21 protein-coding genes are annotated in these 20,895 nt (G+C 73.6%); 13 read left to right on the top strand and 8 right to left on the bottom strand.

What is annotated here, in order from left to right; translation table 11 throughout:
• Nucleotides 1–42 precede the first annotated feature (42 nt).
• The 7 genes from ABD350_RS00220 to ABD350_RS00190 form a co-directional block, all read right to left on the bottom strand.
• Nucleotides 43–1,236: a TerD family protein gene (locus ABD350_RS00220; RefSeq protein WP_344345159.1), complete on the bottom strand. Its 1,194-nt coding sequence runs from the start codon at nt 1,234–1,236 to the stop codon at nt 43–45.
• Nucleotides 1,237–1,307: 71 nt separating this feature from the next.
• The gene (locus ABD350_RS00215; protein ID WP_344345158.1) at nt 1,308–2,297 is read right to left on the bottom strand and encodes a zinc-dependent alcohol dehydrogenase family protein; all 990 of its coding nucleotides are present in this window, start codon (nt 2,295–2,297) and stop codon (nt 1,308–1,310) included.
• Nucleotides 2,294–3,118, bottom strand: coding sequence for a carbohydrate ABC transporter permease (locus tag ABD350_RS00210; RefSeq protein ID WP_344345156.1), 825 nt, complete (start codon nt 3,116–3,118; stop codon nt 2,294–2,296). The genes ABD350_RS00215 and ABD350_RS00210 overlap by 4 nt, the downstream gene beginning before the upstream one ends.
• Nucleotides 3,115–4,050 carry a carbohydrate ABC transporter permease gene (locus ABD350_RS00205; RefSeq protein WP_344345154.1) on the bottom strand — a complete coding sequence of 312 codons (936 nt, stop codon included), beginning with the start codon at nt 4,048–4,050 and terminating at the stop codon, nt 3,115–3,117. Before ABD350_RS00205 ends, ABD350_RS00210 begins: the two co-directional genes overlap by 4 nt.
• Nucleotides 4,047–5,414 (bottom strand): ABC transporter substrate-binding protein, encoded by a 1,368-nt coding sequence (locus ABD350_RS00200; RefSeq protein WP_344345152.1) that lies wholly within the window; start codon nt 5,412–5,414, stop codon nt 4,047–4,049. Before ABD350_RS00200 ends, ABD350_RS00205 begins: the two co-directional genes overlap by 4 nt.
• 102 nt (nt 5,415–5,516) lie before the next feature.
• Complete coding sequence (locus tag ABD350_RS00195; protein WP_344345150.1) at nt 5,517–6,287, bottom strand: DeoR/GlpR family DNA-binding transcription regulator; 771 nt, start codon at nt 6,285–6,287, stop codon at nt 5,517–5,519.
• Between the two features lie 285 nt (nt 6,288–6,572).
• Nucleotides 6,573–7,382, bottom strand: a complete 810-nt coding sequence (locus ABD350_RS00190) for an NAD-dependent epimerase/dehydratase family protein (protein ID WP_344345148.1) — start codon at nt 7,380–7,382, stop codon at nt 6,573–6,575.
• Between the two features lie 241 nt (nt 7,383–7,623).
• Between ABD350_RS00190 and ABD350_RS00185 the strand changes: the two genes are divergently transcribed.
• Entirely contained in the window at nt 7,624–8,565 is a 942-nt protein-coding gene (locus ABD350_RS00185; protein WP_344345146.1) for a 5-dehydro-4-deoxyglucarate dehydratase, read from the top strand.
• Nucleotides 8,562–9,725, top strand: coding sequence for a hypothetical protein (locus ABD350_RS00180; protein ID WP_344345144.1), 1,164 nt, complete (start codon nt 8,562–8,564; stop codon nt 9,723–9,725). The genes ABD350_RS00185 and ABD350_RS00180 overlap by 4 nt, the downstream gene beginning before the upstream one ends.
• 6 nt (nt 9,726–9,731) lie before the next feature.
• Here ABD350_RS00180 and ABD350_RS00175 read toward each other — a convergent pair whose 3' ends face one another.
• Nucleotides 9,732–10,949 carry an MFS transporter gene (locus tag ABD350_RS00175; protein ID WP_344345142.1) on the bottom strand — a complete coding sequence of 406 codons (1,218 nt, stop codon included), beginning with the start codon at nt 10,947–10,949 and terminating at the stop codon, nt 9,732–9,734.
• A 198-nt stretch (nt 10,950–11,147) separates the two neighbouring features.
• Here ABD350_RS00175 and ABD350_RS00170 point away from each other — a divergent pair, with 198 nt between their 5' ends.
• From ABD350_RS00170 to ABD350_RS00120, 11 genes are all read left to right on the top strand, one after another.
• Nucleotides 11,148–11,363: a hypothetical protein gene (locus tag ABD350_RS00170; protein ID WP_344345139.1), complete on the top strand. Its 216-nt coding sequence runs from the start codon at nt 11,148–11,150 to the stop codon at nt 11,361–11,363.
• Between the two features lie 130 nt (nt 11,364–11,493).
• A complete protein-coding gene (locus tag ABD350_RS00165) occupies nt 11,494–12,150 on the top strand; it encodes a GntR family transcriptional regulator (protein ID WP_344345136.1) in 657 nt (218 codons plus the stop codon).
• A complete protein-coding gene (locus tag ABD350_RS00160) occupies nt 12,147–13,058 on the top strand; it encodes a dihydrodipicolinate synthase family protein (RefSeq protein ID WP_344345133.1) in 912 nt (303 codons plus the stop codon). The genes ABD350_RS00165 and ABD350_RS00160 overlap by 4 nt, the downstream gene beginning before the upstream one ends.
• A complete protein-coding gene (gene araD, locus ABD350_RS00155) occupies nt 13,055–14,788 on the top strand; it encodes an L-arabinonate dehydratase (protein WP_382466991.1) in 1,734 nt (577 codons plus the stop codon). The genes ABD350_RS00160 and araD overlap by 4 nt, the downstream gene beginning before the upstream one ends.
• Before the next feature lie 86 nt (nt 14,789–14,874).
• The gene (locus ABD350_RS00150; RefSeq protein WP_344345127.1) at nt 14,875–15,810 is read left to right on the top strand and encodes a carbohydrate ABC transporter permease; all 936 of its coding nucleotides are present in this window, start codon (nt 14,875–14,877) and stop codon (nt 15,808–15,810) included.
• Nucleotides 15,807–16,691: a carbohydrate ABC transporter permease gene (locus ABD350_RS00145; protein ID WP_344345124.1), complete on the top strand. Its 885-nt coding sequence runs from the start codon at nt 15,807–15,809 to the stop codon at nt 16,689–16,691. The genes ABD350_RS00150 and ABD350_RS00145 overlap by 4 nt, the downstream gene beginning before the upstream one ends.
• On the top strand, nt 16,688–17,074 hold the full coding sequence (locus ABD350_RS00140) for a hypothetical protein (protein WP_344345121.1): 387 nt from the start codon (nt 16,688–16,690) through the stop codon (nt 17,072–17,074). Before ABD350_RS00145 ends, ABD350_RS00140 begins: the two co-directional genes overlap by 4 nt.
• Complete coding sequence (locus tag ABD350_RS00135) at nt 17,071–18,210, top strand: Gfo/Idh/MocA family protein (RefSeq protein WP_344345118.1); 1,140 nt, start codon at nt 17,071–17,073, stop codon at nt 18,208–18,210. The genes ABD350_RS00140 and ABD350_RS00135 overlap by 4 nt, the downstream gene beginning before the upstream one ends.
• Nucleotides 18,210–19,055, top strand: coding sequence for a DUF6807 domain-containing protein (locus ABD350_RS00130; protein ID WP_344345115.1), 846 nt, complete (start codon nt 18,210–18,212; stop codon nt 19,053–19,055). The genes ABD350_RS00135 and ABD350_RS00130 overlap by 1 nt, the downstream gene beginning before the upstream one ends.
• Nucleotides 19,052–20,557 carry a glycoside hydrolase family 43 protein gene (locus ABD350_RS00125; RefSeq protein WP_344345112.1) on the top strand — a complete coding sequence of 502 codons (1,506 nt, stop codon included), beginning with the start codon at nt 19,052–19,054 and terminating at the stop codon, nt 20,555–20,557. Before ABD350_RS00130 ends, ABD350_RS00125 begins: the two co-directional genes overlap by 4 nt.
• Before the next feature lie 29 nt (nt 20,558–20,586).
• Nucleotides 20,587–20,847, top strand: a complete 261-nt coding sequence (locus ABD350_RS00120) for a hypothetical protein (protein WP_344345109.1) — start codon at nt 20,587–20,589, stop codon at nt 20,845–20,847.
• Nucleotides 20,848–20,895: the final 48 nt, after the last annotated feature.

Raw genomic sequence — 20,895 nt, 5'->3', positions numbered from 1 at the left:
GGCCCGGGGGCGGCGGGGGTGCCGCCCCGGGGCGGGCCGGGGTTACAAGGCCTTCGCGGCCGGGTCCACCATGTTGCGTACCGTGCGGGCCTTGACGAAGTCGCCCATCGCCGTCATGTCCCATTCGCCGGAGAACTGGCGGATGAGCTTGGCCATCATGACGCCCGTGCGGGGCTCCGCGGCGGTGAGGTCGAAGCGGACCAGTTCCTCGCCCGTCGCCGCGTCGACCAGGCGGCAGTACGCCTTGGCGACCTCCGTGAACTTCTGGCCGGAGAAGGAGTTCACCGTGAAGACCAGGCCGGTGACCTCCTGGGGCAGCCGGCCGAGGTCGACGGTGATGACCTCGTCGTCTCCCCCGCCCTCGCCGGTCAGATTGTCACCGGAGTGCCGGATCGCGCCGTTGAGGATCGCCAGGTTGCCGAAGTAGCAGCTGTCGATGTGGTTGCGCTGCGGGCCGTAGGCGATGACCGAGGCGTCCAGGTCGATGTCCCGGCCCCGGAAGGCCGGTTCCCAGCCGAGGCCCATCCGCACCTGGGACAGCACCGGCCGGCCGCCCTTGACCAGGGACACGGTCTGGTTCTTCTGGAGGCTGACCCGGCCCTTGTCCAGGTTGATCTTCCCGGCGCCCGGCACCGGGGCGGGCGGCGGGGCGGCCGGCTGCGGCGGGGCGGCCGGGACCGGCGGGGCGGCCGCCGGCTGTGGCGGGGCCGCGGGGGCCGCCACAGCCGGCGTGGCCGCGGCCGGCTCCTCCACCGTCACACCGAAGTCGGTCGCGATGCCCGCGAGCCCGTTGGCGTACCCCTGGCCGACGGCCCGCGCCTTCCACTGGCCGCCCCGGCGGTAGATCTCCACGATCACCAGCGCGGTCTCGGTGCCGAGCCGCGGCGGGGTGAACGTCGCCAGCACACCGCCGCCGTCCGCGTCCCGGATGGTGGCCGTCGGCTCGATGCCCTGGAAGGTCTGGCCGGCCGCGTCCGGGCTGGCCGTGACGACGATCTTCTCGATCTCCGGCGGGACGGCGGCGGTGTCGACCGTGACCGCGTCCGGGGCCGTACCGCCGCCCGCGCGGTAGGTCACGCCGGGGCCGCTCGGCTGGTTGTAGAAGATGAAGTCGTCGTCGGAACGCACCTTGCCGTCGGCGGTGAGCAGCAGGCCCGACACGTCGAGCCGCACCGGGGCGGAGACGTCCACCGTCACGCGCGCGGTCGGCAGAGGGATGTTCGAGCCTGGGGTCATAGCTGTCATGCCGGGTAGAACGAACGACACCGCTTTACCGTTCCCTTACCGGCCGGAACCCGCCGAACGGCCTACGGCACCACCACGATCTTCCGCCCCACGCCCGCCGCGAACTGCTCCAGCGCCCGCGGGTAGCGCTCCAGCGGGATGCGGTCGCTGATGAAGACCTCGGGGTCCAGCACCCCGTTCGCGAACAGTTCCGCCGCCCGCTCGAAGCTGTGCAGCACGGCCATGGAACCGGTGATCGTGATCTCCTGGTTGTAGATCCGGTACGGGTCGATGGTCACGCGGGTCGCGTAGTCCGCCACGCCGAACTGGAGGAAGGTGCCCGCCTTCGCCACCCGGCCCAGGCCGTCCTGGATGGCCGCCGCGTTGCCGGTCGCGTCCACGACCACGTCCCAGCCCTGCGGCCGGTCCAGCTCGTCCGCGCCGCCCGCCGCGCCGGACACGCCGAGCCGGCGGGCGGTCTCCAGGCGGGCCGGGTTCACGTCGACCACGTCCACGCTCGCCGCGCCGGTCCGCTTGGCCAGCTCCAGCATCATCAGGCCCATCGTCCCGGAGCCGTAGATCAGCACGTGCGCGCCGAGGCGGGAGCGCAGGACGTCGTAGCCGCGTACCGCGCAGGACAGGGGTTCCACCAGGGCCGCGTCCTCGGTGCGGACGTGCTCCGGCAGCTTCACGCAGTTGGCCACGGGGGCGACGGCGTACCGGGCCGCGCCGCCCGCCGTCGTCACGCCGATCGCCGCCCAGCGTTCGCAGAGGTTGTTGTGGCCGGTACGGCAGTAGCGGCACTCGTGGCAGTACAGGGAGGGGTCGACCGCGACCCGGTCGCCGGGCGACAGTTCCGTCACCCGGGTGCCGACCCCGACCACCTCGCCGGCGAACTCGTGCCCCGGCACGATCGGCAGCTTCGGCGCGAACTCGCCCTGGAGGATGTGCAGGTCCGTGCCGCACAGGCCGCAGGCGGCGACCTCGACGACGACCTCACGGGGCCCTGGCGTCGGGTCGGGGACCTCGGTGACGACGGCACGGCCCACGGACTCGATGACGGCGGCCTTCATTTCACGGCTCCCAACGACAGGCCCTGGACCAGCTTGTCCTGGGCGGCGAACCCCGCGGCGAGCACCGGCAGGGAGATGACGAGCGACGCGGCGCACACCTTCGCCAGGAACAGGCCCTGACTGGTGATGAAGCCGGTCAGGAAGACGGGGGCGGTCTCGGCGACCACGCCCGTCAGGACCCGGGCGAAGAGCAGTTCGTTCCAGCTGAAGATGAAGCAGATCAGGGCCGTCGCGGCGATGCCGGGCAGGGCGATCGGGGCCACCACGCGGGTGAGGACGACCGGCAGGCGGGCACCGTCCACCCGGGCCGCCTCGATGACCGCGACCGGCACCTCGGCGAGGAAGGACTGCATCATCCACACCGCGATCGGCAGGTTCATGGAGGTGTACAGGACGACCAGCAGCCAGACGTTGTCGAGCAGCCCGGCGTTCTTCGCGAAGAGGTAGACGGGCAGCAGGCCCGCCACGGCCGGCAGCATCTTCGTCGACAGGAAGAAGAACAGCACGTCCGTCCACTTCCGCACCGGCCGGATCGACAGCGCGTACGCGGCCGGGAGGGCCAGCAGCAGCACCAGGAGGGTCGAGGCGACCGAGGCCACCGCGGAGTTGGCCAGCGCGGGCCAGGGGCTCGCGCCGCCGCCGCTGCCGAAGAAGGCGCGGTAGCCGTCGAGGGTCAGGGCGGCGGTGAAGGACGGCGGGTTCGTCGCCGCGTCCGCCTCGGAGTGCAGGGACGTCAGCGCCATCCAGGCGATGGGCAGGAAGAACACGGTCCCGGCGAACCAGGCCAGCAGGCCCGGCCCGTGCCGGCGTACGGCCCTCATGCGCGGGACACCCCCTCGCGGAACAGCGACGACACCACGCGCAGCGCGAAGGTCGCGATGATGATCGAGCCGATGACCACCAGCACCCCGGCGGCCGAGGCCAGACCGTTCTCGTGGGCCTGGTAGAAGCTCTGGTACACGGTGTAGGGCAGGTTGGCGGTGCCCAGGCCGCCGGAGGTGAGCGTGAACACCGCGTCGAAGTTCTGCACGATGTGGATCGAGCCCAGCAGGGCGCCCAGTTCCAGGTAGCGGCGCAGATGCGGCAGCGTGAGGTGGACGAAGATCTGCCGACCGCCCGCGCCGTCCACCCGGGCCGCCTCGATCTGCTGCGGGTCCCGGCTCTGCAGCCCGGCCAGCAGGATCAGCATCATGAACGGCGTCCACTGCCACACCAGGGAGGCCTCGACGGCGAGCAGCGGGGTGCGGGAGATCCAGTCGGGCTGGGGGCCGCCCACAGCGTGCGACAACCCGTTGAAGAGGCCGTACTCAGGGTTGTAGAGCACATGCTTCCACAGCAGGGCCGCCGCCACCGGCACCACCAGGAAGGGCGCGATGAGCAGGGTGCGCACGATGCCCCGGCCGCGGAACCGGCGGTCCAGCAGCAGCGCCAGCGCGAGCCCGAGGACCAGGCTGGCCACCACCACCGCCGCGGTGAGCAGCACGGTGGTCCACACCGAGTGGCGCAGGTCCGCGTCGGTCAGGACCTGGCGGTAGTTGTCCAGACCGGTGAAGCGGCGGGCCTTGGGATAGAGGGCGTTCCAGTCGAAGAAGGAGATCACCAGCGTGGCCACGAACGGCAGCTGGGTCACGGCGATCAGGAAGACGAGGGCGGGCAGCAGCGGGGCCCGGGTGGCCCAGGCGCGCAGCCGGTCCGGGGGCCGTCGCGCGGCGCGCGCCGGGGTGCGGGTCAGGGGTGCGGTCGTCGCGGTCATCGTCCCTCGTACTCCTCGGAGATCCGTTCGGCGAGCCGCTGGGACCTGCGCAGCGCCGAGGCGACGGACTGGCGTCCGGCGATGGCCGCGCTGATCTCCTGGGAGACCTTGGTGCCCAGATCGGTGAATTCGGGGATGCCGACGAACTGGATGCCGGGCGCGGGGCGCGGCTGGACGCCGGGGTCGTCCGGGCGGCTGCTCTCGATGGCCTTCCTGGTCATCTCCTGGAAGGCACCGGCGGACGCCCGGTACTCGGGGTCGGCGTACGTCGACGCCCGTTTGCCCGCGGGAACGTTCGCCCAGCCGGCGGTCTCGCCGACCAGCCGTTCGTAACCCTTGCCGGACGCCCAGGAGACGAACTTCCAGGCCTTGTCCGGGTTGCGGGAGGACTGCTGGATGCCCCAGGCCCAGGTGTAGAGCCAGCCGGAGGACGCGGTGCGCTCCACGGGGGCGGGGGCGTAGCCGAGCCTGCCGCGCACCGGGGAGCCCTTCGCCTCCAGCAGACCGGCCGCGGAGGTGGCGTCGTACCACATGGCGGTCTTGCCCTGGGTCATGTTGTTCAGGCACTCGGCGAACCCGGACTGGGCGGCGCCGGACTCGCCGTGCCGGCGCACCAGGTCGACGTAGAACCCGGTCGCCTTCGCGAAGGCGGGGGAGTCCAGCCGGGCCGTCCAGTCCTTGTCGAACCAGGTGCCTCCGAAGGTGTTCACGACGGTGGTCAGCGGCGCCGTCAGCTCGCCCCAGCCGGGCAGTCCGCGCAGGCAGATGCCCCGCATGCCGGGCCGGGCGCCGTCCGCCTTCGCGGCCAGTTCGGCGACCTGCCGCCAGGTGGGGCGGGCGGGCATCGTCAGACCCTTCGCGGCGAACACGTCCTTGCGGTACATCAGGAAGGACGACTCGCCGTAGAAGGGCTGCCCGTAGAGCTTGCCGTCGGTGCCGGTGAGGGCCTCGCGCAGGGGCCGCAGGATGTCCGCTTCGTCGTAGGCGGGGTCCTTCGCCACGTACGAGTCCATCTCGCGCAGCCAGCCGTTGCGGGCGTAGATCGGTATCTCGTAGTTGGACAGGGTGGCCACGTCGTACTGGCCGGCCTGGTTGGCGAAGTCCTGGCTGATCTTGTCGCGGACGTCGTTCTCCGGCAGCACCGTGAAGTTGACCTCGATGCCGGTGTCCCTCGTGAAGTGGGTGGCGGTCAGCTTCCGCAACTCGGTCATCTGCGGGTTGTTGACCATCAGCACGTTGATGGCGTCGCCGCCGGAACCGGACCCGCCCGCACCGGCCCAGCAGCCGGACAGCAGCGGGGCGAGCAGCGTCCCGACGGCCACGGCGAGCGCCGCTCGCGGCCTCGGTCGGCTCGGGATGCGCATGGATCGCTCCTGGAAGTAGACGGATATAGGGGCATATAAGGGGTGCATGAAGGGGTGCCGCGGCCATGGAGGGAGGGCGGGAGGGCGGGTGAGCCCGGGCGGTCAGACCCGGATGACCTGGGGGCCCAGCAGGGAGTAGCGGTGGGCCTCGGCGGACGGCAGGAGGGTGCTGGTGACGATCGCCTCCAGCGCGCCGACCTCCGCGAACCGGCAGAAGCTGACCGCGCCGAACTTGCTGTGCACGCCCACGAACACGGTGCGGCGGGCGGCCCGCACGGCCTGTGCCTTCACCTCGCTGACCGCCGGGTCGGGGGTGGTCAGCCCGTACTCGCGGGATATGCCGTTGGCCCCGATGTAGGCGAGGTCGATCACGAAGCCGGCCAGCATCTTCGTCGTCCAGTGGTCGACGGTGGCCAGCGTGCCCGGGCGGACCCGGCCGCCGAGCAGCAGCACGGACACCCGGTCGGCCTCCGCGAGGGCGCCCGCGACCGGCAGGGAGGCGGTCACGACGGTCAGCGGCCGGTCCCGGGGCAGCGCCTCGGCGATGAGCCGAGGGGTGAAGCCCTCGTCGACGAAGACCGTCTCGGCCTCCCCGAGCAGCCCGGCCGCCGCGGCGGCGATCCGGCGCTTCTCGGGCACCCGGCTGGTGGCGCGGAAGGCGAGCGTCGTCTCGAAGCCCGCGCTCTCCACCGGGTAGGCGCCGCCGTGGGTGCGGCGCACGAGGCCGTGGTCCTCCAGCGCGCGCAGATCGCGCCGGATGGTCTCCTTGGCCACGCCGAGTTCGGCGGCGAGGGCGGTGACGTCCACCGAGCCGGTGGCGCGTGCGGCCCGCACGATCTCGCGCCGGCGTTCCTCCGCGGTCCACGCGCCCATGCCGTCACCCGCCTCCCTGTGGAGTTGCCCGTTCGGGCCCATGGGGGAAGTTCTACCGCCGGTGCGCGGCGCTGACCAGGCCTGTCGCGGGCCCGATGCTGCCCGTTCGCGCCCGCTTGACCCGGGGCGAGCCTGCGGCGGACCTGCGCGACCGTCCGGCGCGGGGTGGCTTCGGGCACCGCGGATGCCCGGATACGGCGGCGGGCGGGCCCGTTCGGTGCCCGCCCGCGCACGTGGACGTTCGTTTCCGGCCGCCGGACGGCCACCCGGCGGCCGGCCGGGGTTTCAGTACGGCCAGACCGGCGGGTCGGTCACGAAGTGCCCGCCCAGGTGGCGGTGGGCCGGGTTCTCCGGGTCCGGTTCGCCCTGCTCGGCGATGAGCTTCGCCGCGTACGGCTCGGAGTCGTCCCGGGGGTCGTAGCCGAGCGCCCGCGCGCTGCTCAGGTCCCACCACAGGCGGGTGTTGGCGGAGGAGCCGTAGACCACCGTGTGGCCGACCCCCTCGGCGGTCAGGGCCGCGTGGAAGAGGCGGGCGCCGTCGGCGGGGCTCATCCACAGTGAGAGCATGCGCACGCTGGTGGGCTCCGGGAAGCAGGAGCCGATGCGCACGGAGACGGTCTCCAGGCCGTGCTTGTCCCAGTAGAACTGGGCCAGGTCCTCGCCGAAGGACTTCGACAGGCCGTAGAAGGTGTCCGGGCGGCGCGGGGTGTCGACCGGGATCGGCGGCTCGCCCGGGCGCGGGGCCGGGGTGAAGCCGACGGCGTGGTTGGAGGAGGCGAAGACGATCCGCCGTACGCCTTCCTCGCGCGCGGCCTCGTACAGGTTGTAGGTGCCCTCGATGTTCGACCGGAGGATCTTCTCGAAGGGTGCCTCCAGGGAGATGCCCGCGAGGTGCAGGACCGCGTCCACGCCCCGCACCGCCTCGCGCAGCGCGTCCTTGTCGGTGAGGTCGGCGGTGACGGCGTCCGGCTCGCCCTCGATGGGGCGCACGTCGAACAGGCGCAGCGCGTAGCCGTACTCCGGCAGCAGGGACCGCATCAGGGTGCCGAGCCCGCCGGCGGCGCCGGTGAGCAGGACGGTGCGGGGAGCGGGCATCCTTCAGATCTCCTTGGTGTCCGGGAGCCGGTGTCCTCAACGGCCGTGTACATGGACGGGGTTCACATGCGTGGACACGCTAGGGAGGGGTGCCGTGTCGCGTCAAGTGTGCCCCGCCAGGGGTGAATCCGCTGCTCCGTCGCCGGTACTCCGGCTTGACCCGCCGCAATTGCGGCCCTTAGCGTGAGGCTGTTCAGAAATATAGACAGTGATCAGAGACATGCACCGACAGGGAGCGCCTGTGACGCCAGCCCCTCTCGCCGCCCGGCTCCGCGATCCGCGCGGGCCGCTCTTCTTCCCCGTCACGGCCTACGGCCCCGACGGCTCACTCGACCTGGACGCCTATCGCACCCATGTGCGCCGGGGCGTCGAAGCGGGTGCCGCCGCCGTCTTCGCCGCCTGCGGCACCGGGGAGTTCCATGCGCTGCTGCCGGAGGAGTTCGAGGCCTGCGTCCGCGCGGCCGTCGAGGCCGCCGGCGGACGCGTCCCGGTCGTCGCGGGCGCCGGGTACGGCACCGCCCTCGCCGTCCGCTACGCCCGCCTCGCCGAGGCCGCGGGCGCCGACGGCCTCCTCGCCATGCCGCCGTACCTGGTGCCGGCCGGCCAGGACGGCCTGCTGCGGCACTACCGCGAGGTCGCCGCGGCCACCGCCCTGCCGGTGATCGTCTACCAGCGCGACAACGCCGTCTTCACCCCGCAGACCGTCGTCGCCCTCGCCCGCACCGAGGGCGTCATCGGCCTCAAGGACGGCCTGGGCGACCTCGATCTGATGCAGCGCGTGGTCAGCGCCGTCCGCGCCGAGGTCCCCGGCGACTTCCTGTACTTCAACGGCCTGCCCACCGCCGAGCAGACCCAGCTCGCCTACCGCGCGCTCGGCATCACCCTGTACTCCTCCGCGGTGTTCTGCTTCGCCCCCGAGATCGCCCTCGCCTTTCACCGCGCCCTGCACACCGGCGACCTGCCCGTCGCACACCGCCTCCTGGACGGCTTCTACGGCCCGTTCGCCGACCTGCGCGCCCAGGGCCGCGGCTATGCCGTCTCCCTGGTCAAGGCGGGCGTACGGCTGCGCGGCCTGGACGTCGGCGAGGTCCGGCCCCCGCTGCACGAACCGGCCGAGGACCACGTCAAACAGCTCGCCCGGCTGATCGAGCGCGGCCAGGCGCTGCTGGAGGGGGACGCGTGAGGGCCTCGGCGTTCGTCTACCCCTGGGACGTCAACGGCGACCCGGAGGCAGCCGCGCGCATCGCCGGGCTCGGCGTCGGGCAGGTCACCCTCGCCGCCGCCTACCACTCCACCCGCGCGCTGACCCCCCGCCACCCACGGCACCGCGTCGTCACCGCCGAGTACGCGGCCGTCCTCTACCCGCCCGGCGACCGCTGGGCGGGCCGCGGCCTGCGCCCCTACCCGGCCGGCCGCTGGGCCCCCGGCGACGCCTACGCGGAGGCCGCCGGCGCCCTCGCCGCGGCCGGCCTGGAGGTGCACACCTGGGTCGTCCTCGCCCACAACTCCCGCATGGGCGCCGAACACCCCGACACCTCCGTCGTCAACGCCTACGGCGACCGCTACCCGTGGGCGCCCTGCATCGCCCAGCCCGGGACCCGCGCGTACCTGACCGACCTGGCCGCCGAGGCCGCCGTACGCCCCGGCGCGCACGGCACCGAACTGGAGTCCCTGGGCTGGTACGGGCTCCAGCACCTGCACGCCCACGACAAGACCGCCGGCGTGAGCCTCGGGGAGGCCGGGCAGTACCTGATGTCCCTGTGCTTCTGCCCGTCCTGCCGGGCCGGCTACGGCGGGCAGGGCCTGGACGCCGACGCGCTGGCCGCGGCCGTACGCCGGGCACTGGAACCGCTGTGGCGGGGCACGGCCGACGACACCGGCTGGCCGACGGTGGAGAAGCTGCTCGGCGAGGAGACGGCGACGGCCACGCGCGCGTGGCGGGACACATCCGCCCGCACCCTCCAGGAGGAGGCCGTCGCCGCCGTACGCGCCGCCGCGCCCCAGGGCTTCCGGGTCCTGCTGCACGCCGACCCGGTCTCCTACCACTGCGGCGCCAACGCGGGCGTCGACCCCGCCCACATCCTGTCCGTGGCCGACGGCGTCGTGGTGCCCTGCACCGGCGGCACGGCCCCGCTGGCGCCGTTCGCCGCCGAGGCCCGGGAAGGGTCGGTGCTGGCCGCCAACCTCACCGTCGTCACCGGCATGGGCGGCAGCCCCGGCACGCTCGCGGCGGACGCGGCCCGCGCGCGTGCCGCGGGCGCGACCGAACTGCGGCTGTACCACGCCGGGCTGGCGTCGGACGACGACCTGGCCGCGGTGCGCGCGGGCCTGTCGGCCCGCTGAGGGAGGTCAGGCGGCGCCGGTTCCGGAGCGGGACCCCGCCGGGCCGGCCGCCCGCCGCCGCAGCGGGACGGCCGTCGCCAGCAGGGCCAGGCCGCACAGCGGCAGCAGCCCGGGACCGGCCGGTTCCACCAGGCCGGCCCCGGCGGCCAGCCCGAGTGCCGTGGGCGTGAACAACAGCGTGTTGGCGGTCGCCGTGGCCCGGCCCAGCAGCGGCCCCGGCGTCTCCCGCTGGACGGCGGTGAGCGCGGCGATCAGCACACAGGGCAGCCCCAGCCCGCCGGCCACGCTCGCCGCCAGCGCCACCGGGTCCCACGCCACCGCCCGCGCCGCCGTCGCGACCGCGGTCAGCGCGATCCCGGCCGCCGCGAACCGCCGCGCGCCCAGCCGGCGCAGCGCCGGCCCGGCGAGCAGCCCGGCCGCCGCCGAGCCGGCGCCCTGGGCCGCGTACAGCACGCCCAGGTAGGCGGGGGAGTGGCCGAGGCGGCCGACGACGGCGTACACCGCCGTACTCGCGAGCGAGGTGAACAGCATCGTCAGGCCGCCCGCCAGGACCAGCGGGCGCAGCTCCGGGTGCCCCCACAGGTGGCGGGTGCCTTCGGCGGTCTCCCGCCACCAGCCCGTGCCCGACCGCACGGGCCGCTCCTCGCGGACCCGCAAGCGGGCGCACATCCCGGCCGCGAGCACGAGGCAGGCCGCGTCCAGACAGGCCACGGCGGGGCCGCCCCAGAGCGCGTACAGGCCCGCGCCGGTCAGCGGGGCGACGAGTTTCACGCCCTCGGTGAGCGTCATCCGCAGCCCGTTGAAGTCACCGAGCAGCCCGGTGCCGACCACGGCGGTCACCAGCGCCGACTCGGCGGCGTCATGGACGGTGCCGGCCGCGCCGTACACCAGCAGCACGGCGTACAGCAGCCACAGATCACCTGGGGAGCCGACGGCGAAGAGCACCGGGAGCAGCGCGGCGAGGCCCAGGTTCAGGCAGATCAGCAGGGGCCTGCGGGGCACCCGGTCGGCGAGCGCCCCGAGCGCCGGACCGGCGAGCGACGGCGCCCACATGGCGAGCATGCACAGCGCGGCGAGGGCGTCGGAGCCGGTCATGTCCTTCACCCACACCCCCGAGGCCAGCCACAGGGAGGAGGTGCCGAACCCGGACACGGCCACGGCCGTCAGATACAGCGCGGCGTCACGGTCGCGCAGCACCCGCGACACGGTCGGAGAAGTCGTCATGCCCGCCCATCGTGGGCCTAAGGCAGGGGCGCGGGGATCGGGAGGATGCCCGGGGCCGGGGGCGGAGGACGGTCCCGGCGTCGCCGCGGACCTGAGTACCCCGGGCCGGGGCGCCCCCGTCCGTCTGAGTAGCCGAGCCGTCCGGCATGAGTATCCCGGCCGGTCCGCCGCTTGCCGCCGCACCGGTTCACCGACCGCATGACCACCTCGTATGCCCAGGACAGCAGCGATCCCCGCGGTTCGGCGGTGCCCGCCGTCGCGGCGGCGCTGCTGTTCCTGCTCGGCCCGCTCGCCCTCGCCCTCGGCGGACTGTCCGCCATGGCCACCGACGCCTGCGGCCCGGACGACTGCCCGGCCGCGCCGGCGCCGCCCCTGTCCGTGCTGTTCCTGGTCCTCACGCTCCCCGCCGGGTGAACCGGAACCCGCGCCCCTGCAACTTCCTTTGTCAGAAGCATTGACGAAACATTCGGGCCCTCCTACCTTCAACGCGTCGTACTTCGTACGTCATATATGAGACGCGATATGTGAGATCCGAGAGGGCCGCATGACCTCTGTGCCCACCCCGATCCCGTCCCGCACGCAGTACGTGCTGGACGCGATCAAACACCGCATCCTCACCGGGCGGTTGACGCCCGGTCAGGCACTGGTCGAGACGGAACTGGCCGCGCAGTTCGGGGTGTCCAAGACCCCGGTGCGCGAGGCGCTGAAGACCCTCGCCGGCACCGGCCTGGTCGTGATGAACCAGTACAAGGGCGTCACGGTGCGCATGGTGGACGCGGACATGGCGCGCGAGGTCTACGACGTACGGCTGCTGCTGGAGCCGGAGGCCCTGCGCCGGGCCGTGGCCAAGGGCGCCTCCCTCGACGCCGCCCGAGACGCGCTGACCCGCGCCGACGACGCCACCGACACCGCCGAACGCTCCCTGGCCAACCGCGAGTTCCACCGCGCCCTGTACCTCCCGTGCGGCAACCCGCTGCTCGCCCGGATGCTGGACCAGGTCCGCGACCAGGCCGCCCTCGTCTCCGCCGTCGCCTGGGCCACCGACCCCTCCTGGGAGCGGGAGGCCGCCGAGCACCGGGAGATCCTGCGGCTCGCCCTGGACGGCGACGCGGACGGGGCCGCGGGCGCCCTGCACGCCCACATCGCGTCCTTCGTCCACCGGGCGTTCCCCGAGCCCCTCCCCACGGAAGGTGAGCAATGAGCAGCGTGTCCTTCGAGGCCCAACGGGCGGCCCTGGCCGACGTGGTGGCCATCCCGGTGACCCCCTTCGCCGCGGACGGCTCCGTCGACACCGCCGCCCACCGTGCGCTGCTGCGCCGCCTGCTCGACGGCGGCATCACCACCCTCACCCCGAACGGCAACACCGGCGAGTTCTACGCCCTCACCCCCGAGGAGCGCCGGCTGGTCGCCGAGACCACCGCGGACGAGGCCGGCGACCGCGCCGTGATCCTGGCCGGCGTGGGCCACGACCTGCCCACCGCGATCGGCTCCGCCCGGCACGCCCGCGACCTGGGCGCCCGGATGGTCATGGTCCACCAGCCGGTGCACCCCTACGTGTCCGCGGCCGGCTGGGTCGACTACCACCGGGCCATCGCCGAGGCCGTTCCCGAGCTGGGCGTCGTGCCGTACATCCGCAACGCGCAGCTGCCCGGCGCCCGGCTCACCGAACTCGCCGACCACTGCCCGAACGTCGTCGGCGTGAAGTACGCCGTCCCCGACGCAGCCCGGTTCGCGGCCTTCGCCCGGGACGCCGGCCTGGACCGCTTCGTGTGGGTGGCCGGACTCGCCGAGCCGTACGCCCCCTCCTACTTCTCCGCGGGCGCCACCGGCTTCACCTCCGGGCTCGTCAACGTCGCCCCGGCCGTCTCCCGGAACATGCTGGACGCGCTGCGCGCCGGCGACTACCCGGCCGCCATGAAGGTCTGGGAGCAGATCCGCCGCTTCGAGGAGCTGCGCGCCGCGCAGGGCAGCGCCAACAACGTCACCGTCGTCAAGGAGGCCCTCGCCGCGCTCGGCCTGTGCCGCCGGGACGTCCGCCCGCCCAGCAGGCCGCTGCCCGAGGACGAGCGCGCCGAGGTCGCCGCGATCGCCGCCGGATGGTCCATATGAGCGCGACCCCCAAGCGGCCCGAGGAACTGCGCAGCCACCAGTGGTACGGCACCGAGGGGCTGCGCTCCTTCAGCCACCGCGCCCGCACCCGCCAGCTGGGCTATCTGCCCGAGGAGCACCTGGGCAAGCCGGTCATCGCCATCCTCAACACCTGGTCCGACATCAACCCCTGCCACGTCCACCTGCGCGACCGCGCCCAGGCCGTCAAGCGCGGGGTGTGGCAGGCGGGCGGCTTCCCGCTGGAGTTCCCGGTCTCCACGCTCAGCGAGACCTTCCAGAAGCCGACCCCCATGCTCTACCGCAACCTGCTCGCCATGGAGACCGAGGAACTGCTGCGCTCCTACCCGGTCGACGGGGCGGTGCTCATGGGCGGCTGCGACAAGTCCACGCCCGCGCTGCTGATGGGCGCGGCCTCCGTCGACCTGCCCGCCGTGTTCGTGCCGGCCGGCCCGATGCTCCCGGGACACTGGCGCGGCGAGGTCCTCGGCTCCGGCACCGACATGTGGAAGTACTGGGACGACAAGCGGGCCGGCCTCATCGGCGACTGCGAGATGGCCGAGCTGGAGAGCGGACTGGCCCGCTCGCCCGGCCACTGCATGACGATGGGCACGGCGTCCACGCTCACCGCCGCCGCCGAGGCGCTGGGAGTGACCGTGCCGGGCGCGTCCAGCATCCCGGCGGTGGACTCCGGGCACGACCGGATGGCGGCGAAGGCGGGCATGACCGCCGTGGACCTCGTCCACCGGGACCGCAGGCTGTCCGGCATCCTCACCCGGGAGGCCTTCGAGGACGCCGTCGCCACCGTGCTCGGTCTCGGCGGCTCCACCAACGCGGTGATCCACCTCATCGCCATGGCCGGCCGGGCGGGGGTCCGGCTCACCCTGGACGACTTCGACCGCATCGCCCGCACCGTCCCGGTCCTCGCCAACGTCCGCCCCGGCGGGCGGACGTACCTGATGGAGGACTTCCACTTCGCCGGCGGCCTGCCCGGCTTCCTGTCCCGGATCACCGACCTGCTGCACCTGGAGCGGCCCACGGTCGCCCACGACACCCTGCGCGAGCAGCTCGCCGGCGCCCGGGTCCACGACGACGACGTCATCCGCACCCGGGACAACCCGGTCGCGAGCGAGGGCGGGGTCGCCGTGCTGCGCGGCAACCTCTGCCCGGACGGCGCCGTCATCAAGCACATCGCCGCCGAGCCGCGCCTGCTCAGGCACACCGGCCCGGCCGTCGTCTTCGACGACTACAAGACCATGCAGCGCACCATCAACGACCCCGCGCTCGGCATCACCGCCGACAGCGTCCTGGTGCTGCGCAACGCCGGCCCCAAGGGCGGCCCGGGCATGCCCGAGTACGGCATGCTGCCGATCCCGGACCACCTGCTGAAGCAGGGCGTGCGGGACATGGTCCGGATCTCCGACGCCCGGATGAGCGGCACCAGTTACGGCGCGTGCGTGCTGCACGTGGCCCCCGAGTCCTACGTCGGCGGCCCGCTCGCCCTGGTGCGCACCGGCGACCTCATCACGCTCGACGTCGCGGCGCGCACGCTCCGGCTCGACGTGGACGACGAGGAGCTGGCGCGTCGCAGGGCCCGGTGGACTCCGCCGCCCGTGCGCTACGAACGCGGCTACGGCGCGCTCTACAGCGAGCAGATCACCCAGGCGGACACCGGCTGCGACTTCGAGTTCCTCGCCCGGCCGGGCACCGTGCAGGACCCGTACGCGGGCTGAACCGCCCTCGGCCCCGACCCCCTCCCCCTTTGGCCGAGATCTCGAACACTGATCGGAAAGCGCTTCACCGAGAACGGAGAACAGTCATGGCCCAAGCCGCAGCCGTGGCGAAGCCGCCCGCGCCACCCCGGCGGCGCCGTGCCTCCGCCACCCCGCGCAGGCTGCCGTACCTGCTGATCGCCCCGGCGGCCCTGCTGATGCTGGGTTTCATCGCCTACCCGGTGCTCAGCGTCTTCTACTACAGCCTGCAGAACCACAACCCCACCAAGCCCTGGCGGAACGGATTCGCGGGCCTGGACAACTTCACCCGGGCCTTCGCCCACGACCCGCAGTTCTGGGACACCCTGACCTTCAGCGCCAAGTGGGTCGTGGTGGAAGTCGCCTTGCAGCTGCTGTTCGGCCTCGCCCTGGCGCTCATCGTCAACCAGACCTTCGCGGGCCGGGCGCTCGGCCGCGCGCTCGTCTTCTCGCCCTGGGCCGTCTCCGGCGTGCTGACCTCCGCGATCTGGGTGCTGCTCTACAACTCCCAGACCGGCATCAGCCGTTACCTCGCCGACGCGGGACTGGGCTCGTACGGCACCAGCTGGCTGTCGGACACCTCCACGGTGTTCCCGGCGACGGTGGTCGCCGACCTGTGGCGCGGGGTGCCGTTCTTCGCGATCCTCATCCTCGCCGACCTCCAGTCCGTCTCCAAGGACCTGTACGAGGCCGCCGAGGTCGACGGGGCGAGCCGGCTCAAGCAGTTCTGGCACATCACCCTGCCCCATCTGAAGGACGCCATCGTCCTGTCCACGCTGCTGCGCGCGGTGTGGGAGTTCAACAACGTCGACCTGCTCTACACCCTGACCGGCGGCGGCCCGGCCGGCGAGACCACCACCCTGCCGCTGTACATCGCCAACACATCCGTCGACGCCCACAACTTCGGCTACGCCTCCGCCCTCACCACGGTGGCGTTCGTGATCCTGCTCTTCTGCTCGATCGTCTATCTGCGGCTGAGCAAGTTCGGAGGTGAGTCCCGGTGATCACCGAGATCGCTCCCGCTCCCCGGCGCACGGCGGCCGAGCCCGCCCGCCCCGGCGGGAAGCGCCGCGCCTGGGACGAGGTCCCGCGCTGGCAGATCTACGTCCCGCTGACCGTCTACCTGCTGTTCACCCTGATCCCCTTCTACTGGATCCTGCTCTTCGCGCTCCGCCCGGCCGGCTCCACCTCCCTGGTGCCCTGGCCGATGACCTTCGAGCACTTCGAGAAGGTGTGGACCGAACGCAGCTTCGGCACCTACTTCACCAACAGCGTCTACGTCGGCCTGGCCACCCTGGTGCTGACCACCGTCGTCGCACTGGCCGGCGGCTACGCGCTCGCCCGCTTCGACTTCCGGCTCAAGCGCGGCTTCATGCTGGCGCTGCTGTGCTCCCAGTTCGTGCCGGGCGCGCTGCTGCTGGTCCCGCTGTTCCAGATCTTCGCCAACCTGCGGATGATCAACTCCCTGGGCAGCGTGGTCATCGCCGAGACCGTCTTCCAGCTGCCGCTGTCGATGATCCTGATCAGCGGGTTCATCCGGAACGTGCCCTACTCCCTGGAGGAGGCCGCCTGGGTGGACGGCTGCAACCGTATGACCGGCTTCCGGATCGTGGTGCTGCCGCTGCTGCGGCCCGGATTGATCGCCGTCGGCTCCTTCGCCTTCGTGCACGCCTGGAACCACTTCCTGTTCGCCCTGATGTTCCTCTCCGACCAGGGCAAGCAGACCATCCCGGTCGGCCTCAACACCCTGATGAGCGCCGACAGCGTCGACCTGGGCGCCCTGGCGGCGGGCGGCATCATCGCGGCCGTGCCCGTGGTGATCGTGTTCGCCTTCATCCAGAAGTGGCTGATCACCGGCTTCAGCGCGGGGGCGGTGAAGGGATGAGACCACGCCACCTGCTTCCGGCGGCGGCCCCCGTCGGCCCGCCCTGCCTGCCCGCGCACGCCGGCCCGGCCCACGGCATCAGCCGTGACGTCCTCGCCGCCGCCGACGGCCGGGCCGCCTACGCCCCCCGCGCCCGGGGCTCCGCCAAGCCCGGCGGCCCGCAGGAGGAGGCCCGGCAGGCCGAGCGGGGGTCCCCCCGGACGGAGTCCGGGGGAGGCTGTCCGGCCGACTCGCTCGCCCCCCACAACGCCTACGGCTACGGCGGCGAGCGCGACCTGACGGCGGACGCCGGCTGGACACCCGTCCCGCACGGGAAGGCCGGCAGCGCGGCGGTGGTCGGCCGGGCCGTGGCGCGCGGCGCGGGCGCGGGGAGGATCCCGTGAGCGTACCCGTCGTCCTCGCGGGCGCCCGCGGTCACGGCCGCTGGCACCTGGACAACATCCGCCGGCTCCAGGACCGGGGCGTGGTGCGGCTCGCCGGGATCTGCGAGCTGACCCCGCTCACCGGGGCGGAGATCCCGGACGGCCTGGGCACACCGGAGCAGTCCGCCGACCTCGGGGCGCTCCTGGACGCCACCGGCGCGCGGATCGCCGTGATCTGCACGCCCATCCCGACCCACACCGAACTCGCCCTCACCGCCGCCGCGCGGGGCGTGCACCTGCTGCTGGAGAAGCCGCCCGCGCCCTCCTACGCCGAGTTCCGCCGCATGGCCGACGGGGTCGCCGAGGCGGAAGTGGCCTGCCAGATCGGCTTCCAGTCGCTCGGCTCGCACGCGGTGCCCGCGATCCGGCGCCTGATCGCCGAGGGCGCCATCGGCCGGGTCCGGGGGGTCGGCGCCGCCGGGGTCTGGGCCAGGGACGAGGCCTACTACCGGCGGGCGCCCTGGGCGGGCCGGCGGCGGCTGAACGGCGCCGACGTGGTCGACGGGGTGCTCACCAACCCGCTCGCGCACGCCGTCGCCACCGGCCTCGCCCTGCTCGGCACCACCCGCGCCGAGGACGTCACCGGCATCGAGACCGAGCTGCTGCGCGCCAACGCCATCGAGTCCGACGACACCTCCTGCGTCCGCGTGCGCACCCCGCGCGGCCCGGTCACGGTCGCCGCGACCCTGTGCGCCGAGCACCCCGGGGAGCCGTATGTGCTGGTGCACGGCGACGCCGGCCGGATCACCTTCTGGTACAAGCAGGACCGGGTGCTGCTCCAGCGCTGCGGGCACGGCCCCGAGGAGACCGAGTACGGCCGCACGGACCTGCTGGAGAACCTGGCCGGCCACCTGGAGCACGGCACCGGTCTGCTGGTCCCGCCGGACGACACCGGCGCCTTCATGCGGGTCGTCGAGGCGATCCGCACCGCCCCCGACCCGGCCCCCCTGCCGGAGTCCGCCTGGCGGCTGCTGCCGGAGGAACGGCGCCGGGTCGTGCCCGGCGTGGACGGTCTGGTCGCGGCGGCGGCCGACACCCTCGCCCTCTATTCCGAACTGGGCGCCTGGTGGGCCCCGCCGAACGAGGTGAGCACCTGATGACATCCCACGACAGCCTTCTCCTGCGGGCCGCGGGCCGTCCCGTCGGCCGCTATGTCACCCGGCCCGCACTGCCCGCCCGGCTCTCCCCGCGCCCCTATCTGCATCCCGTCACCACCCTGGCCGGCACGCCGGTCACCGAGGTGAGCCCCGCCGACCACGCACACCACCTCGGCGTCGGTGTCGCCGTTCCCGACGTCGAGGGGCACAACTTCTGGGGCGGCCGGACCTTCGTGCGCGACCGGGGGCCGACCGAACTGGACAACCACGGCACCCAGCGGCACACCGGCTTCCAGCTGTGCGACCCCGACGGCTTCGTGGAGGAGCTGCGCTGGTCCGCGGCCGGCGCCGAGCTGCTGCGCGAGCGCCGCACGGTCGCGGCCACCGGGCTCACCGCGGCCGCCTGGGCGCTGGACTTCACCTTCTCCCTCACCAACGTGACCCCCGGCCCGCTGTCCCTCGGCAGTCCCGCCACCAACGGGCGGCCCGGCGCGGCCTACGGCGGCTTCTTCTGGCGGGCCCGCAAGGAATCCCGGGCCCCGGAGGTCTTCACCGCCGACCGGGAGGGCGAGGCGGAGGTGCACGGCACCCGCGCCGACTGGCTCGCCCTGGCCGGCGCCGGCTGGACGCTGGCGTTCGCCGGGGCCACCGAGGACACCCGCCGCGACCCCTGGTTCGTCCGGGCCGCCGAGTACCCCGGCGTGGGCTCCTCCCTGGCGCACACCGAGCGGCTGACGATCGCGCCCGGCGAGACCGCCGTCCGCCGGATCGTCACCGTCGTCGCCGACGGCCGCCCGTCCCGCGACGAGGTGGCCGCCCTGGTCCGCAAGGCGGTGGCCCAGTGACGGCGACCTACCGCAACCCGGTGCTGAACGCCGACTGGTCCGACCCGGACGTGGTCCGCGTCGGCGACGACTTCTACCTCACCGCCTCCAGCTTCGGCCGCGCCCCCGGACTGCCCCTGCTGCACTCCCGGGACCTGGTCCACTGGACCCTCGTCGGGCACGCCCTCGAACGCCTGGAACCGGAGGAGGAGTTCGCCCTGCCCCGGCACGACTGCGGGGTCTGGGCGCCGTCCATCCGGTACCACGACGACCGCTTCTGGATCTTCTGGGGCGATCCCGACCAGGGCGTGTTCCAGGTCAACGCGCCCGGCATCAGGGGCCCGTGGACCCGGCCGCACCTGGTCAAGGCGGGCAAGGGCCTGATCGATCCGTGCCCGCTGTGGGACGACGAGACCGGTGAGGCCTACCTCGTGCACGCCTGGGCCAAGTCCCGCTCCGGCGTCAAGAACCGCCTCACCGGCCACCGGATGCACCCCGACGCCACCTCGCTGCTCGACGAGGGCAAGGTGATCGTCGACGGCGACCGCATCCCCGGCTGGTTCACCCTCGAAGGGCCCAAGCTGTACCGGCACGACGGCTGGTTCTGGATCCTCGCCCCCGCCGGGGGAGTGGAGACCGGCTGGCAGGGTGCGTTCCGCTCGCGCGGGTTCTTCGGCCCGTACGAGGAGCGGATCGTGCTGGAGCAGAAGGACACCGACGTCAACGGCCCCCACCAGGGCGGCTGGGTGCGCACCGCGGCCGGCGAGGACTGGTTCCTGCACTTCCAGCAGCGCGGCCCCTACGGCAGGGTGGTCCACCTCCAGCCGATGCGCTGGGCAGAGGACGGCTGGCCGGTCCTCGGCGACGAGGGCGCCCCCGTCGCCGTACACCGCAGGCCCGCGCTGCCGCCGCAGCCGCCCGCCGCGCCCGCCACCGACGACGACTTCCCCGGCGGCCGGTACGGCAGGCAGTGGCAGTGGACCGCCAACCCCGGCGACGGCTGGGCCACCCAGCACACCGGGGACGGGCTGCGCCTGACCTGCGTCCGCTCGGCCGACGCCCACGACCCGCGGAAACTGCCGAACGTCCTCACCCAGCGGCTGCCCGGACTGCCCAGCGCGGTCGAGGTCGAACTGCGGCTGGACGCCGGCGAGCCGGGCGCCCGCGCGGGACTCGTGGTGCTCGGGGACGCCTTCTGCTGGATCGGGCTGGAGCGCGGGGCCGACGGCTCGGTCCGGCTCGTGCACCGGTTCGCGGAGGCGGTCGCCGAGCGCGAGCGCGACGCGGCGGCGCCGTGTGCCGCGCCCGGGGGCCGGGCGCGGCTGCGGATCGAGGCCGGGCCCGGGGCGCGCTGCCGGTTCTCCTACGACGTCGGGGACGGTTTCCGCTCCTCCGGCCCGGTCTTCGCCGCTACGCCCTGGCGCTGGGTCGGCGCCCTGCTCGGCCTGTTCGCCGTCGCAGCCGAGGGACCCGGACCCGCGGGCCCGGCGACCTTCACCCGGTTCCGGATCACGCCCCTGTAGCCGCCCGAGAAGCACTGTTGGGAGCCGCGATGACGCACATCCCTGGCAAGCGCTTGCCCCGTCCGGGCGCCGTCCTGGCCGCCGTGACCGCCCTCGTCGCCACGCTGGGCCTCGGCCTGGCGGGCGAGGCGAAGGCCGCCGCCGGGCGGGCCGCGACCCCCGCGAAGACCGTCGGGCCCTTCGATGACGACCGGCCGCACGGCTTCGCCTCGCTGGCCGGCGGCACCACCGGCGGCGCCGGCGGCCGGGTCGTCACCGTCACCGACCAGGCGTCCCTCGCCCGCCGCTGACCCGCCGACGACTTCACACCGCCCCCACCCCCCCTGTCCCCGCACGAT

It is taken from the genome of Streptomyces nogalater, assembly GCF_039532885.1.
GTDB classification, from domain to species: Bacteria; Actinomycetota; Actinomycetes; order Streptomycetales; family Streptomycetaceae; genus Streptomyces; species Streptomyces nogalater.
This window is presented reverse-complemented; position numbering and strand designations above follow the sequence as displayed.

Coding starts and splice junctions, on each gene's coding strand:
- ABD350_RS00215 (WP_344345158.1), bottom strand. CDS start 2,297: ATGAAGGCCGCCGTCATCGAGTCCGTGGGCCGTGCCGTCGTCACCGAG.
- ABD350_RS00205 (WP_344345154.1), bottom strand. CDS start 4,050: ATGACCGCGACGACCGCACCCCTGACCCGCACCCCGGCGCGCGCCGCG.
- ABD350_RS00165 (WP_344345136.1), top strand. CDS start 11,494: ATGACCTCTGTGCCCACCCCGATCCCGTCCCGCACGCAGTACGTGCTG.
- ABD350_RS00160 (WP_344345133.1), top strand. CDS start 12,147: ATGAGCAGCGTGTCCTTCGAGGCCCAACGGGCGGCCCTGGCCGACGTG.
- araD (WP_382466991.1), top strand. CDS start 13,055: ATGAGCGCGACCCCCAAGCGGCCCGAGGAACTGCGCAGCCACCAGTGG.
- ABD350_RS00195 (WP_344345150.1), bottom strand. CDS start 6,287: ATGGGCGCGTGGACCGCGGAGGAACGCCGGCGCGAGATCGTGCGGGCC.
- ABD350_RS00120 (WP_344345109.1), top strand. CDS start 20,587: ATGACGCACATCCCTGGCAAGCGCTTGCCCCGTCCGGGCGCCGTCCTG.
- ABD350_RS00150 (WP_344345127.1), top strand. CDS start 14,875: ATGGCCCAAGCCGCAGCCGTGGCGAAGCCGCCCGCGCCACCCCGGCGG.
- ABD350_RS00200 (WP_344345152.1), bottom strand. CDS start 5,414: ATGCGCATCCCGAGCCGACCGAGGCCGCGAGCGGCGCTCGCCGTGGCC.
- ABD350_RS00220 (WP_344345159.1), bottom strand. CDS start 1,236: ATGACCCCAGGCTCGAACATCCCTCTGCCGACCGCGCGCGTGACGGTG.
- ABD350_RS00210 (WP_344345156.1), bottom strand. CDS start 3,118: ATGAGGGCCGTACGCCGGCACGGGCCGGGCCTGCTGGCCTGGTTCGCC.
- ABD350_RS00140 (WP_344345121.1), top strand. CDS start 16,688: ATGAGACCACGCCACCTGCTTCCGGCGGCGGCCCCCGTCGGCCCGCCC.
- ABD350_RS00170 (WP_344345139.1), top strand. CDS start 11,148: ATGACCACCTCGTATGCCCAGGACAGCAGCGATCCCCGCGGTTCGGCG.
- ABD350_RS00175 (WP_344345142.1), bottom strand. CDS start 10,949: ATGACGACTTCTCCGACCGTGTCGCGGGTGCTGCGCGACCGTGACGCC.
- ABD350_RS00130 (WP_344345115.1), top strand. CDS start 18,210: ATGACATCCCACGACAGCCTTCTCCTGCGGGCCGCGGGCCGTCCCGTC.
- ABD350_RS00190 (WP_344345148.1), bottom strand. CDS start 7,382: ATGCCCGCTCCCCGCACCGTCCTGCTCACCGGCGCCGCCGGCGGGCTC.